The sequence below is a fragment of the Pseudomonas sp. GM84 genome (genome assembly GCF_000282535.1).
Lineage (GTDB): Bacteria > Pseudomonadota > Gammaproteobacteria > Pseudomonadales > Pseudomonadaceae > Aquipseudomonas.
Map to the genome: position 1 here is coordinate 1 of NZ_AKJC01000239.1, position 12,684 is coordinate 12,684.

At 66.9% G+C, this 12,684-nt stretch carries 9 protein-coding genes; 5 read left to right on the top strand and 4 right to left on the bottom strand.

All coding sequences use genetic code 11. The annotated features are described in order from the left end of the window. Positions 1–143: 143 nt before the first annotated feature. From qhpG to PMI38_RS19155, 4 genes are read right to left on the bottom strand one after another with little or no spacing between them, the layout of a single operon-like run. Positions 144–1,436, bottom strand: coding sequence for a flavin-dependent monooxygenase QhpG (gene qhpG / locus PMI38_RS19140; protein WP_008097350.1), 1,293 nt, complete (start codon positions 1,434–1,436; stop codon positions 144–146). Continuing rightward, positions 1,429–2,106 carry a subtilisin-like serine protease QhpE gene (qhpE, locus tag PMI38_RS19145; RefSeq protein WP_008097351.1) on the bottom strand — a complete coding sequence of 226 codons (678 nt, stop codon included), beginning with the start codon at positions 2,104–2,106 and terminating at the stop codon, positions 1,429–1,431. Before qhpE ends, qhpG begins: the two co-directional genes overlap by 8 nt. Next, positions 2,096–3,829: an ABC transporter ATP-binding protein gene (locus PMI38_RS19150; RefSeq protein WP_008097352.1), complete on the bottom strand. Its 1,734-nt coding sequence runs from the start codon at positions 3,827–3,829 to the stop codon at positions 2,096–2,098. Before PMI38_RS19150 ends, qhpE begins: the two co-directional genes overlap by 11 nt. Position 3,830: 1 nt before the next feature. After that, a complete protein-coding gene (locus tag PMI38_RS19155; protein ID WP_008097353.1) occupies positions 3,831–5,744 on the bottom strand; it encodes a sigma-54-dependent Fis family transcriptional regulator in 1,914 nt (637 codons plus the stop codon). Positions 5,745–6,198: 454 nt separating this feature from the next. Here PMI38_RS19155 and PMI38_RS19160 point away from each other — a divergent pair, with 454 nt between their 5' ends. From PMI38_RS19160 to alkB, 5 genes are all read left to right on the top strand, one after another. Continuing rightward, on the top strand, positions 6,199–7,527 hold the full coding sequence (locus tag PMI38_RS19160; RefSeq protein WP_008097354.1) for a hypothetical protein: 1,329 nt from the start codon (positions 6,199–6,201) through the stop codon (positions 7,525–7,527). Between the two features lie 32 nt (positions 7,528–7,559). After that, entirely contained in the window at positions 7,560–9,788 is a 2,229-nt protein-coding gene (locus PMI38_RS19165) for an Ig-like domain-containing protein (protein ID WP_008097355.1), read from the top strand. A gap of 16 nt (positions 9,789–9,804) precedes the next feature. Continuing rightward, a complete protein-coding gene (locus PMI38_RS19170) occupies positions 9,805–10,275 on the top strand; it encodes a curlin (protein ID WP_008097356.1) in 471 nt (156 codons plus the stop codon). A gap of 16 nt (positions 10,276–10,291) precedes the next feature. Continuing rightward, the gene (locus PMI38_RS19175) at positions 10,292–11,737 is read left to right on the top strand and encodes a curlin (protein ID WP_008097357.1); all 1,446 of its coding nucleotides are present in this window, start codon (positions 10,292–10,294) and stop codon (positions 11,735–11,737) included. Between the two features lie 209 nt (positions 11,738–11,946). Further along, positions 11,947–12,591: a DNA oxidative demethylase AlkB gene (gene alkB, locus PMI38_RS19180; protein ID WP_008097358.1), complete on the top strand. Its 645-nt coding sequence runs from the start codon at positions 11,947–11,949 to the stop codon at positions 12,589–12,591. The last annotated feature ends 93 nt before the right edge of the window (positions 12,592–12,684 follow it).

A 12,684-nucleotide genomic window follows, 5' to 3' on the forward strand; every position in this document is an offset into this window, starting at 1 on the left:
AAGCGGACAACCATGGCCTGACAGACCGTGGCACGTTGCAACAAATGTAGGAGCGAGCTTGCTCGCGATGCGCCGCGCGGGCGGCGCTCGATTTACGCCCCACCGCAAAACCCAAGACATGCACCTGGCAACACCAAACAACCTCAGCCACACCCCTGCTCCCCCAGCCACCGCCGCACCATCCCCTGCTGCTGCAAAGGCAGATCCTTCAACACGTCCTCTATACCCAGCCCATTGCAAAGCCCGCGCACCACCGGCGCCAGCGCCACCCCCTGCAAATGCCAGATCCCCAACGGCTGATCCGCCGTCACCACCACCTCGGCCTCGTCCACCAAGCCATCCCGCAACACAGGCCGTTTCTCCACCCGCACCGCCGCCCAATCCGCGTCCAGATGCAGCGGCTGCGCATCCGGCCAACCCCGACGTCGGCCCCAGAACGCCAGCCCCGCACGCGTCTGCTCCTGGCCATAGAAATCCCGCCCGATCCGGGCAAAACGCAGGAACAGCTGCTCGACCCGCTGCTGGTGAAAGCGCTTGGCCAGCGCCGCCCGCTCAGGCTTGCGCAACAGCGTATTGACCACCACAGGCGCCTGCAACGCCGAAGATAACGACTGGAAAATCCCATTCCCCGACAATGGGTCAACCGCCATGGCGGCATCCCCCACCCGTATCCAGTCATCCCCCACGCACTCGCCGGCGAGGATCGCCGTGCTGCTGCGGGCATGCACTTGCGCAGGCTCCAGCGCACGGGCGCCGAACAGTTCGGCCACCAACGCCGAACCGCGACGGCGCTCGGCGCAGTATTCGGGCAGCCCGGCCTTGCCCGGCAACCCGGCAGCATCCAGGGTGATCTGCCAGTAGCAGCGGCCATCGGCACGCCTGGCCATCCACGCCCAACCCTCATCCAGGCTTTCCACGGCAGACGCCGGTGCACCCGGCTCACCCTGCCAGAGGTTCAGCAGGCTGACGGTCTCCGGGCCGCGCAGACGGTCTGCCGCCAGCGGTGCCTGGCGGCCACGCGCTTCGACCAGGAACTCGGCCTGCAGCACCTGCCCGTCGTCCAGGCTGATGCAGTACACGCCCTTGCGGGTTATTTCGCGAACGCGCCCCCCGACCACGGACACCCCTGCCCGTTCCAGGTCAAGACGCAGGGCACGGTCGAAGCACTGCCGGTCGAGCAGAAATTCCTGATTCAGCTTGAGGTGCTGGCCGTTCCAGCGCACCTCGCGGGTCGCCGGCATCGCCGCTTCTGCCAAGGCGGCGCCCAGGCCAGCGTTACGCAGCCCCTCCAGGACCCGCTGGGAAACCCCTTCGAGCGCCGCAAAACGCCTCCAGTCGGAAACCACGGTAACCGGGTAGCCCAGGCGGCGCAGGCCAAGCGCAGTGGCCGCGCCGGCCGGGCCGGCGCCCAGCACCAGAATGCGTGGCTCATGCATCCCCAGCCCCCCGCCGCTCCGGGCCGATGAAACTGGCGTGGGCCTGCAACCAGGCCAGCACCTGCTGGCGCTCCAGGCCGGGCTGTTGCTGCAGCAGCGCAGCGATGCGCCCGGCCACGGCCGCGCAGCCGAGGCTGGCGCCGGCCATGCTGCGTTCGCCTACATGGCCGCCGAAGTCGGCCTGGGCACTGCCCAGCCACGACCACTGGCCCGGCGCGCAGCGGGCATCGCCGGTGATGCGGATCACCCCGGGGTAGCTGGCCGGGTAGACCGCCGCGCCCTGGGCAGGGCTGGACGCGCACAACAGCACGCCCGCAGCCTGAACCTCGGCGCAGGCCTGGCGCAGCACCGGGCGGTCCTGCTGCAGCCCGAGGCTGAGGTTGATCAGCGTGGCGCCCTGCTCGGCCAGCCACAGCAAGGCCGCAGCCACCTGCAGGGCACTGGTGCTGCCCTGTTCGCCAAACACCTGGGCCAGCAGCAGCGGCACCCTGCCCGCCTCGGCTTGCAGGCGCGCCAGCACGGCACTGCCATGGCCCAGGCGATCCGGCTGCAATTCGCCTTCACGCAGCACTCCTTCTTCCAGCCAGAACCGGCGCGCCGCCTGCATACCTTCGGCCTGGGCCGCAGTGCAACCGCTGTCGATCAGCCCGACCCGCACTTCAGTGACCATGCTTGATGACCTCCTGCGGCAACACCCGCAACTGCCCGTCCTGCAGGTGCAGGCGCAGGTCGGCATCGGCCAGGGTCGAGGCGCGGTGGCTGATGAGGATGCGCGTGCGCCCGGCGAACAGTTCGTCGATGGCGGCAATCACTTCGCGCTCGGTGGCTTCGTCCACCGCCGAGGTGGCTTCGTCCAGCACCAGAATCGACGGCGCCTGAAGCACTGCGCGGGCGATGGCGATGCGTTGCTTCTGGCCACCGGACAACTGCTGGCCGCGCTCACCGAGCAGGCCGTCCAGGCCCAGCGGCAGGCTCTCTACCAAGGCGTCCAGATGGGCCAGCCGCACCACCCGCTCGAGCGCCTCGCGGCTGGCCTGGGGCGCACCGTAGGCGAGGTTCTGCGCCAGGGTGCCACGGAACAGCACGATGTCCTGGCTGACCACCGCGATGCGTTGGCGCACGGCGGCCAGGTCGAGCTCGCGCAAGTCGGCGCCGTCCAGCAGGATGCGCCCGGCATCCGGGTCGTAGAAGCGCTGCAACAGGTCGATCAGGGTCGACTTGCCCACGCCCGAGGCACCGCTGATGGCCACCTTCAGGCCGCCCGGCAGGCAGGCATCCACGCCGTCCAGCACCGCGCCCTGGCGGCCGTCATGGGCAAAGCGCACACCTTCCAGGCGCAGCTCGCCTGGCCCCGCCGGCATCGGCCGAGGGTCAGTCGCTTCGTGCACCGCCACGGCTTCCTGCTTCAGTTCCATCACCCGGCCCAGGCTCACCGCCATGCGCTGCACCGCCACATACAGCCCCAACAGGCTCTGCACCGGGCCGACGGCCATGCCCATGTAGGTGGAAAAGGCGATCAGGGCGCCCAGTTGCCAGGTGCCCTGGATCACCCACCAGCCGCCTACCAGGAACGCACAGGCGCGGCACCACGACGTCAGCGTGCCGGGGATCGCCTGGGTGAAGAACTCGGTGACCTGCACCTTGAGCAGCTGGCGCATGTAGCCTTGGCCCAACTGATCCAGGCGCCCGGCTTCGCGGTCTTGCTGGCCGGCGGCCTGGATGAATTTCATCGCCGGCAGCGTCTCGACCAGAAACGACGAGACATCCGCCGAACGCTCGCGCAGGCTGCGCACCTCGCGCTCGACCTTGCGCCGCATCCAGCGCAGCCACAGCACCTCGATCGGGATCAGCAGCGCCAGCAGCAGCGACAGTTGCCAGGAGAGCATCAGCATCAGGCCCACCGCACCGACCAGGCCGATCACCGCGGACACCGCCGAGAACAGCGAATCCACGGCGAAGCGCTGGATCTCGGCAACGTCGCCATCCAGCCGGGACAGGATGTCACCTGTGCGTCGGCGCCCGTAGAAGGTCGGCGACAGTCGTTGCAGGTGGCGATACAGGTCGTCGCGCAGGGCGAACAGGATGCGCCCGGACAACCGCGTGTGCAGGTAGCGGTTGACGCCCGCCAGCACGGTGCCGAGCAGCCCGGCGACGATCATGATCGCCGCCATGTGCCAGAGGGTCTGGTAATCCTTGGCCAGCAGGCCCTCGTCGATGAGTGTCTTGACCAGCCAGGGTTGTGCCAGGGCGAGCAGCGATGCGCCCAGGGACAGCCCCAGCAACACGCCGATGGCACGCCGCTGCGGGCGCACGAAACCATACAGCCAGGCCAGGGCCTGGCGCATGAGCACAGGGTCGCTGGACTCCACCAGCCGTGAGAACAAGCCGCCCATGTCAGCCGCGCAACTGTTTGAGTTTGCGGTACAAGGTCGCCCGGCTGATGCCCAGCGCCTCGGCGGCCGCCGAGACATTGCCCTGGTGGCGCGCCAGGGCGTTGCGGATCAGCTCGAGCTCGGTGTCCTTCAGACTCCCGGAAGGTGCGCTACCGCTGGCCAGCTCATCGAGCAGGCAGTCGGTGAGGTGGTCGAGGGTCAGCACTGGCTCGTCGTCTTCGCGCATGGCCAGGGCGGTACGCACCACCATTTCCAGCTGGCGGATGTTGCCCGGCCAGTCGAACCCTTCGAGCAGCGCGGTCAGGGCCGGGTCGAGGCTGACACCCTTGGCCCCCGCCTTGTCCAGCAGACCTTCGATGATCGATGCCAGGTCATCGCGCTCGCGCAGCGCCGGCAGGCGCAGCGACACACCGTTGACCCGGTAGTACAGGTCTTCACGGAAATGCTGGTCCTGCACCAGGCGCTTGAGGTCGCGGTGGGTGGCGCAGATCAGCGCCACGTCGATGTCCTGCTCGTCGCCCGCGCCCAGCGGCGCTACCCGGCGCTCCTGGAGCACCCGCAGCAGGCGCGCCTGCAGGGCCAGCGGCATGTCGCCGATCTCGTCGAGGAACAGCGTGCCGCCATGGGCCTGCATCAGCCGCCCGACCATGCCGCCACGGCGCGAGCCTGTGAAGGCGCCGTCGCGGTAGCCGAACAGTTCCGATTCGATCAATCCCTCCGGGATGGCCGCGCAGTTGACCGCCACAAAGGCTTTGTCGGCCCGCGGGCCCGCCTGGTGCAGGGCACGTGCCACCACCTCCTTGCCGGTGCCGGTCTCGCCCAGCAGCAGCACAGGCAGGCCACTGCTCAGGCCCTGGCGCGCCATGCGCAGGTTGCGCGTCAGGCGGGCATCGCCACCGGCCAATGCCTCCAGCGCCGGCGACTTGTTGGCCAGGGTCGGCTTGCCGGGCGCGCTGGCGCCATTGATCTGGCTGTGGCGTGGCAGCTGCAAGGCACGGAAGAAGAACTCGCCCTTGGCGGTCTGCACGCTGCTCACCCCGCCCTGCCACAAGCGCGCGATGAAGGCCGGCGAACGCTCGCCCAGCAGGTCGCTGCTGCGCCGGCCGAGCAGGCCCTGGCGTGATACCTGCAGCAACTGGCAGGCGTTGTCGTTGGCGGCCAGCACTTCGCCATCCAGGCTCAGCGCCAGCAGGCCGTGCCAGGCGCTGTTGAGGTATTGCGGGCGGCTGTGGAAGGCCAGCACCAGGTGTTGCGGGTGGCACAGGCTGAACATCCGGCTTTCGATATTGCCGGCGGCCAGCATCAGCATCGACAGGCTGTCCTGGGGCTGGGCCATCACCCCTTCGCGGGTGATGTCGAGCACGCCGATCACCTCGCCGTGCGGGTCGCGCAGCGGCACCGAGGTGCAGGAGAACGGGCTGAGCCGGTCCAGGTAATGTTCGCCGCAGTTGATCAGCGTCGGGCGCCCCTCGACCACGGCAGTGCCGATGGCGTTGGTGCCGCGCAGCGATTCGCTCCAGCAGCTGCCGGGGTGCAGGTCGCGCAGGCCTTCGCGTTCGAGCACGTGTTTTTGCCCTTCGATGGCCAGCACGTTGGCCTGGGCGTCGCCGAGGATGATGATGCCGGCCTTGCCCTGGCGCGCGACCAGGTAGTCGAGCTCTGGGGTGACGGCGTCCATCAGCAGGCGGTTGCGTTCAAGCAGGGTGCGCAGGTCGTGGCCTTGCTGCAGGCCCAGGCCGACCTGTTCGCCCTGCAGGCAATCCAGGCCATGACCAAGGCTGCGGCGCCAGGAAGCGTCGATTTCGTCGCGCAGCATGCCCAGCGGCAGCTCGCCTTCGCTGGCCAGGCGCAGGCGGGCCTGGCGGGATTCGTTCAGCGGGTCTTGGGCGTTTGTTATGGGTAATTGTCGCGCCATTTTCTACTCCAGCTGTGCCGCCTCACGGTAAGGGGCAACGGGCTTGGGATTTTTTTCCGCAGTGTGCGGGAGTTTTCTCTGGGCGTCACCCGTGAAGATCGCCTTGCCCACAGGCTTTGAAAGCTGGGCCTTACCTGTGGGAGCCGGCTTGCCGGCGATAGGGCCCTAACAGACAGTTCATCCGCTTGTGCCTGCCCCGGCCTCATCGCCGGCAAGCCGGCTCCCACAGGGATCGCGCTGGTTTTCGCATTCCGGTCATGCCCCACCGCCAACCCAAACCCCCAATCCTGGGGGACTGCCCCCATGCGCCGAAGGCCCACAGCCACCCTGCCGCCAACCTCAAACCCATGCCGCACAAGGCCTGCAGCTTCATTTTAAAAACTTGGCACGGCTGTTGCCGATCTTCTGCCAAACGCCCCAAGTCCATGGGCCCGTTTGCAGGAGGAATTGACTCATGCACCGACCGCTACCCAAACCGCTTGCTGTAGCGATCTTCGCCAGCATGCTCCAGCTCCCGGCCCAGGCTGCGTTGTACGCCGTCGACCCGGGGCCCTATATCCAAGCCAATGGCAAGTTCGCCGCCTGGTACCAGGACTCCCATGGCCGCACCCTCGACCTGTGCCTGACCAAGGCCGTCAGCTCACGTGTCGCCGGTGCCCCTGGCGCACCCGCCTACATGTGCACATTGCTGCCCACCCCCGGTGTGTTCGACGACACCCAGCCCATCGTCTTCCCCACCAACTTCCCGGATGAAGCCTTCTGGTTCACCGCCGACGCCGCCATCGTCGACGCTGCCCGCGGCATCGACCTGAGCTTCGGCACCGCGATCGAAGCAGCCTTCGCCGCCGAAGAGCCGGCCGAGGGCGATCAGGTCAGTTTCGCCCGGGTCCGCATCCGCGTCGACGTGCCGGTCGCCGGTACCTACGTGATCACCCACCCCTATGGTGTCGACGTGTTCGATGTGCCGGCCGGCGGGCGCCGGGCGATCAACATGACCCGGGACATCGGCATCGCCGGAGCAGGCGATTTCAGTGGCGCGCTCAAAGGCGATGTCGGCCCGTTCCTGCGCAGCGTCAACGGCCCCTACATTGAAAACGGCGAGCGTTTCATCGGCGACCCCAACCTGGACGAGCGCGTCACCGGCAGCCCGTTCAACACCAACTTCGTGCGCATCGAAGGCCCCAACGGCATCGACCTGCGCACCGAGCTGTTCTCCATCTCCGGCAAGCTCTCGGATATCGCCCGCCCCACCCCGCTGATGCCTCAGCGCAGCACCTACTCGCGGCACATGGAGAACGGCGACCTGCGCGCCCAGCAAGACATGTTCGTGCTGGCGCCGCCTCCTCCTGCCACCGTCACCCTCACCAGCCAGACCCCCAACCTGTCCCTGACCGAAGCCAACGGCACCGGCACCTGGTATGCCCAATCGGCAATCAACCCGGACCCCGGCACCGTACTGCAGATCAATGCCGACAACAGCGTGGCGATCCCCAGCAGCAGTGCAACCAACGCCGCCCTGCCGCTGACCGACCTGGTCACCATCACCCGCGCCGAATACAGCCTGGCCAGGGGCGAACTGACCCTGGTCGCCAGCAGCAGTGACGAAACGTCACCCCCCGCACTCACCGCGCGCACCGGCAACGGGACAGTCCTCGGCAACCTCAGTGGTGACGGTGCGGTGAAGTCGTTGACCGCCAACCCCAGGCCCCTCCCTCCGGCCAAGGTGCAGGTCGACAGCGCCTACGGCGGAAGCGACAGCGAAGACGTGGTGCTGGTGCCATGAACAGACAAAGGCTCAGCCTTCAAGGAGGCAGCATGAACACTTGGCCACGCCGTGCGTTGTTAGCCGCCGGTTTCTCCCTCACTGTCACCAGCGCGGCCTGGGCCAAGCTCACCGAGGTCGACCCAGGCCCCTACACCTTCGCCACCGGTGGCTACCCGCTGTGGTACAAGGATGCCAACAACCAGTCGCTGGAACTGTGCCAGTCGCGCGCCACCAGTTCACGGGTCGCAGGTGCACCGGGCGCACCGTCCTACATGTGCACCCTGCTGCCGGAACCGGGCGTCTACGACGATGCCCTGCCGCTGGTGTTCCCCAACAACTGGCCACCGGAAATGTTCTGGTTCCTGGCCGAGGCCACCATCCCGGCAATCGGCAACAGTGGCTACGAACTGGACGCCTACGACGCAGGCCTGGAGGCGGCCTTCGCGGCCGAGAACCCGGTCGATGGCGACCAGCAGAGCTTCGCCCGGATCCGCATCCGCGTGTCGGTGCCCACCGCCGGCATCTATACCATCACCCACCCTTACGGTGTCGAGACGGTCAACGTCACTGCGCCTGGACGGCGGGCGATCAACATCACCCGCGATATCGGCATCGGCGCGCCCGGCAACTTCAGCGGTGCGCTCAACGGCGCCCTTGGGCCCTTCCTGCACCGGGACGGCCCGGCCTATACCGAGGTCAACCCGGATACTGGCGCCGTCGAAACCTTCATCGGCGACCCGAACATCACCGAGCCTGTGACCGGCAGCCCGAACGGCACCAACTTCGTGCGCATCCAGGGCCCTGCAGGCACCATCGAGACCAACCTGTTCACGCTTTCCGGCAAGGTCCTCGACAGACGCGCGCAAACCCCGGTGACGCTGGAGCGGGCCACCTACTCGCGCAACGGCACCGGCACCCGAGTGGAGGTATTCGCCAAGGCGCCGACCAGCGCCAGCCTGTGCCTGCGCAACGGTCTGGCGCTGGTCGGCTCACCGCCTTCACCGTGCCAGTTCAACATGCTCACCGACGACCGCGGGCTGTTCTTCAGCCAACAGTTGAGCCAGGCCGCACCGCCCTCGGTGGTGGTGGTCACCGCCAGCAACGGCACCACCACCCAGCCGACCGCGCTGTCGAGCAAACCGATCGACGTGGTCAAGATCAGCACCGCGCGCTACGAGTGGGCCAGCAAGAAGTTGGTCATCGAAGCACGCTCCAGCGACGAAGTCGTGCTGCCTGACATGCTCGCCCAGGGCTATGGCCGCCTGTCCAAGGGCGGCGGTTTGCAGACCCTGACGGTCAACGACGTGAACCAGCCGCCTGCCACCGTGACAGTCAAATCCGCCCATGGCGGCAGTGACGTGGAACCCGTGGTGGTGGTCGGCAATGCGCCGGTCGAAGCCGAGAACAAACCACCGCTGGCCCAGGCCGATGTCGGCAGCACCAGCGTCGGCGTGCCGCTGACCCTGAACCTGCTGCAGAACGACAGCGACCCGGACGGCAACGTGCCACTGAGCATCAGCGACCTGACCCAGCCGGGCACCGGCCTGGGTGGCGTGGTACTCAACGGCAGCACCCAGGTGACCTATACCCCACCGGCCGGTGCCACCCAGCCGCTGGTGGCCACCTTCAGCTACCGCGCCATGGACGCCAAGGGCCTCAAATCGCCGGTCACCAACGTCACCATCAACGTCGCGCCCAACCAGGCGCCGACCGCCAACCCCGAAACCGTCACCACCCTGGCGGCGCCGCTGACCATCAACGTGCTGGCCAACGACACCGACCCAGAAGGCAACCTGCCGCTGGCGGTTGCCAACTTCTCGCAACCGGCTCCGGGTCGCGGCACGGTGACCAGCGACGGCACCACCATCACCTACACGCCACCGGCCAGCGTTCCGACGGCCTTCACCACCACGTTCACCTACCAGGCGCGTGATTCGCTCGGTGCGGTGTCCCCCAGCGGAACCGTCACGGTCAACGTGCAGCCACGCCCAGCGGCAGAGACCTTCGCGGTCACCGCAGCAACCGTGCTGGCTCGCTCGAACAACCGTTACAACTGGGATATCAGCGGCACCTCCTCGGTGACCACCGGCAACACCATCACCGTGCGTGTCACCACCACCACCGGGGTGCAGACCCTCGGCACCGCCACGGTACCGGTCACCGGCCGCTGGCGCCTGACGGTCAGCAACAGCACCACGCTGATCCCCACCGCCAGCCCGACGGCAACTGTCACCAGCAGTCAAGGTACCAGCCGCACCGTCGCCGTGACCGTGCAGTAAGGCCAAGGAGAACGCCATGAAACGCCTGTACCCGCTGCTGCTGTGCCTGGCCCTGGTTGGCCAGGCCCAGGCCGACGACCTGATGGACAACGCCGACCTCGCCGCCGGCAGCGACCTCGGTGACCCGGTGATCATCCGCCTGCTGCCCGCTGGAGCGGGCCAGGTGGCCGTGATCGAGCAGCAAGGCTCGGGCAACCGCGCCGCCCTCGACCAGAACGGTCAGGCCCTGCTGGGCCGCATCGTCCAGGCCGGGGGCGCGCAGGAGGCGTACATCCTGCAAGAAGGTAGTGACCTGATGGCCAGCATCAGCCAACAGGGAAATGGCAACAGCGCGTCGATCCGCCAGAGCGGCACCAGCAACAGCGCCAGCATCGACCAGATCGGCAACGACAACAGCGCCAGCATCGTGCAAGCCGGCTCGGGCCTCAGCAGTTCCGTGACCCAGGCTGGCAATGGCCAGCATGTTCAGATCACTCAATACCGATAGACCTGGAGGCACCACCATGTTCAAGCTCGCTCCCTTAAGTGCCGCTATTGTCTTGGCCTTGGCTGGCCAGGTCATGGCTGATGACAGCACCTCGAATCAGTCGCAAAGCGGTAACCAGAACATCGCCGAAGTGAAGCAGACCGTCGCGCCCTTCGCCGCGGCCACCCAGACCCAGACCGGCAAGGGCCACAACCACCTGGCGGTGCAGGAAAACAGCACCAGCTACATCGACCAGACGGCCAACGGCTCCTACAACGCAGGCTATGGCGAGCAGCTGTTCGAGAACGGCAGCCATATCAACCAACAGGCCACCGGCAACCTCAACGATGCGTTCGCCAGCCAGTCACTGGGCGAGAACAACCAGTCGCTGCAGGTCCAGCAAGGCGGCGAGAACCGCTCGACCGTCTGGCAGGACAGCCAGCTCGGCAGCCAGGCCACCACCCAGCAGAACGGCCAGCGCAACGAAGCGTTCGTCGAGCAGTTGTTCAGTGGCAGCAACAACAAGAGCCAGATCACCCAGGGCGGTCAGGACAACTACGCCGCCGCCGAGCACATGACCCACAACGACGGTCACATCGAGATCTACCAGCAGGGCAAGGAAAACTGGGCCTATGGTGACCAGCGCGACGGGATCGGTGGCATGCTCACCATCGACCAGCAGGGTACCGGCAACTCGGCGGAAGTCTGGCAGGATAACCAGACGGGTAGCCACGCCAGCGTCAGCCAGACCGGCCAGCTCAACGAAGCCTACATCGACCAGAGCTTCGGCCAGGGCAACACCGCGACGCTTTACCAGCAAGGCAACACCAACGCCAGCTGGTCGGATCAGTTCGAGACCAACAACTCGAAAACCAGCATTTCCCAAAGTGGCACCGGCAACCTGCACTACACCTACCAGACCGGCGACAACCAGAGCCTGACCGTGACCACCCAGGGCACTGGCAACAAGGTGATGGCCAGCAACTGGAAGGGTGACAAGCTCGGTGGCCAGTTCGGCAACAGCCAGACCGCCGCGATCAACCAGAAAGGCACCGGCAACGGCGTCAACCTGACCCAGAACGGCGCCTACCAGCAGGCCACTCTGACCCAGACCGGCAAGAACAACTCGATGGAGACCAAGCAGGCCGACAACAACAACGAGCTGTACTTCGAGCAGAACGGCAGCGACAACATCCTCGTCGCCGACCAGCGCGGCACGGAAAACTATGCCTTCGGCTCCACGACCGGCAGCGGCAACACCATCACCCTGGATCAGTCCGGCTACGCCAACCAGAGCTTCACCACCCAGCTGTATGGCAGTGGCAACACCGCGACCATCAAGCAGGCCGACACCGCCAACGTCGCCTACGTGACCCAGGGCGGTACGGGCAACCAGGCGATCGTAGACCAGGCAGGCGCCAACCAGAGCGCCACCATCAGCCAGATGGGCAACGGCAACACGGCTACCGCTACCCAGCGTTAATGGTTCCCCCCTTGAACCGCGGTTTCCCTCTCCCTGGTGCCGCGGTTCTTTTTTGCCTGTGCTGGCCTATTCGCGGGGCAAGCCCGCTCCCACAGGTTTTCGACAATGCTATGGAAAACGGTATACCTGTGGGAGCGGGCTTGCCCCGCGAATAGGCCAGCAAGGCCAACAGCGCTAGAATGGCCAGACACCCCGTCAGCGCCACCACCATGATCCAGTCCGACCTCGACCTGTTCGGCCCCCAGCCACAACGCCTGGCCAGCCACACCGTGCTGCTGCCCGGCTTCGCCCTGACCGAGATCGAGCCGCTGCTCGATGCCCTGCGCCCAGTACTGCGCGCCGCCCCGTTCCGGCACATGCAGACGCCGGGTGGCCTGAACATGGCCGTGGCGCTGACCAACTGCGGTTCACTGGGCTGGGTCAGTGACGCCAAGGGCTATCGCTACAGCCCCACCGATCCTGTCAGCGGCCAGCCCTGGCCCGCCCTGCCCCAGGTCCTGCTCGACCTGGCGGGGCGCGCGGCAGCGGCGGCAGGTTTCGAAGCCTTCGTGCCCGATGCCTGCCTGGTCAATCATTACCTGCCCGGCACCCGCCTGAGCCTGCACCAGGACCGCGACGAAGCGGATTTCGGGCAGCCGATCGTGTCGGTGTCATTGGGCTTGCCGGCGGTGTTTCTGCTTGGCGGGCTACAGCGTGCGGACCGGACCCAGCGGGTGCCGCTGAGCCATGGCGATGTGCTGGTGTGGGGGGGTGAGGATCGGTTGCGCTTTCATGGGGTGTTGCCGGTCAAGCCTGGTGTGCATCCGAGGATGGGCGAGCGGCGGATCAACCTGACGTTGCGCAAGGCTGGGTGATGGGTGCTTGCCTTGGATTTTTGCAGTGTCCTTGAGATCGAGCGCCGCCCGCGCGGCGCATCGCGAGCAAGCTCGCTCCTACATTTGTTGCAA

What these genes read in the sequence shown, in the direction of transcription:
- qhpG (WP_008097350.1), bottom strand. Translation starts at nt 1,436, where the DNA reads ATGCATGAGCCACGCATTCTGGTGCTGGGCGCCGGCCCGGCCGGCGCG.
- PMI38_RS19175 (WP_008097357.1), top strand. Translation starts at nt 10,292, where the DNA reads ATGTTCAAGCTCGCTCCCTTAAGTGCCGCTATTGTCTTGGCCTTGGCT.
- alkB (WP_008097358.1), top strand. Translation starts at nt 11,947, where the DNA reads ATGATCCAGTCCGACCTCGACCTGTTCGGCCCCCAGCCACAACGCCTG.
- PMI38_RS19170 (WP_008097356.1), top strand. Translation starts at nt 9,805, where the DNA reads ATGAAACGCCTGTACCCGCTGCTGCTGTGCCTGGCCCTGGTTGGCCAG.
- PMI38_RS19155 (WP_008097353.1), bottom strand. Translation starts at nt 5,744, where the DNA reads ATGGCGCGACAATTACCCATAACAAACGCCCAAGACCCGCTGAACGAA.
- PMI38_RS19165 (WP_008097355.1), top strand. Translation starts at nt 7,560, where the DNA reads ATGAACACTTGGCCACGCCGTGCGTTGTTAGCCGCCGGTTTCTCCCTC.
- PMI38_RS19150 (WP_008097352.1), bottom strand. Translation starts at nt 3,829, where the DNA reads ATGGGCGGCTTGTTCTCACGGCTGGTGGAGTCCAGCGACCCTGTGCTC.
- PMI38_RS19160 (WP_008097354.1), top strand. Translation starts at nt 6,199, where the DNA reads ATGCACCGACCGCTACCCAAACCGCTTGCTGTAGCGATCTTCGCCAGC.
- qhpE (WP_008097351.1), bottom strand. Translation starts at nt 2,106, where the DNA reads ATGGTCACTGAAGTGCGGGTCGGGCTGATCGACAGCGGTTGCACTGCG.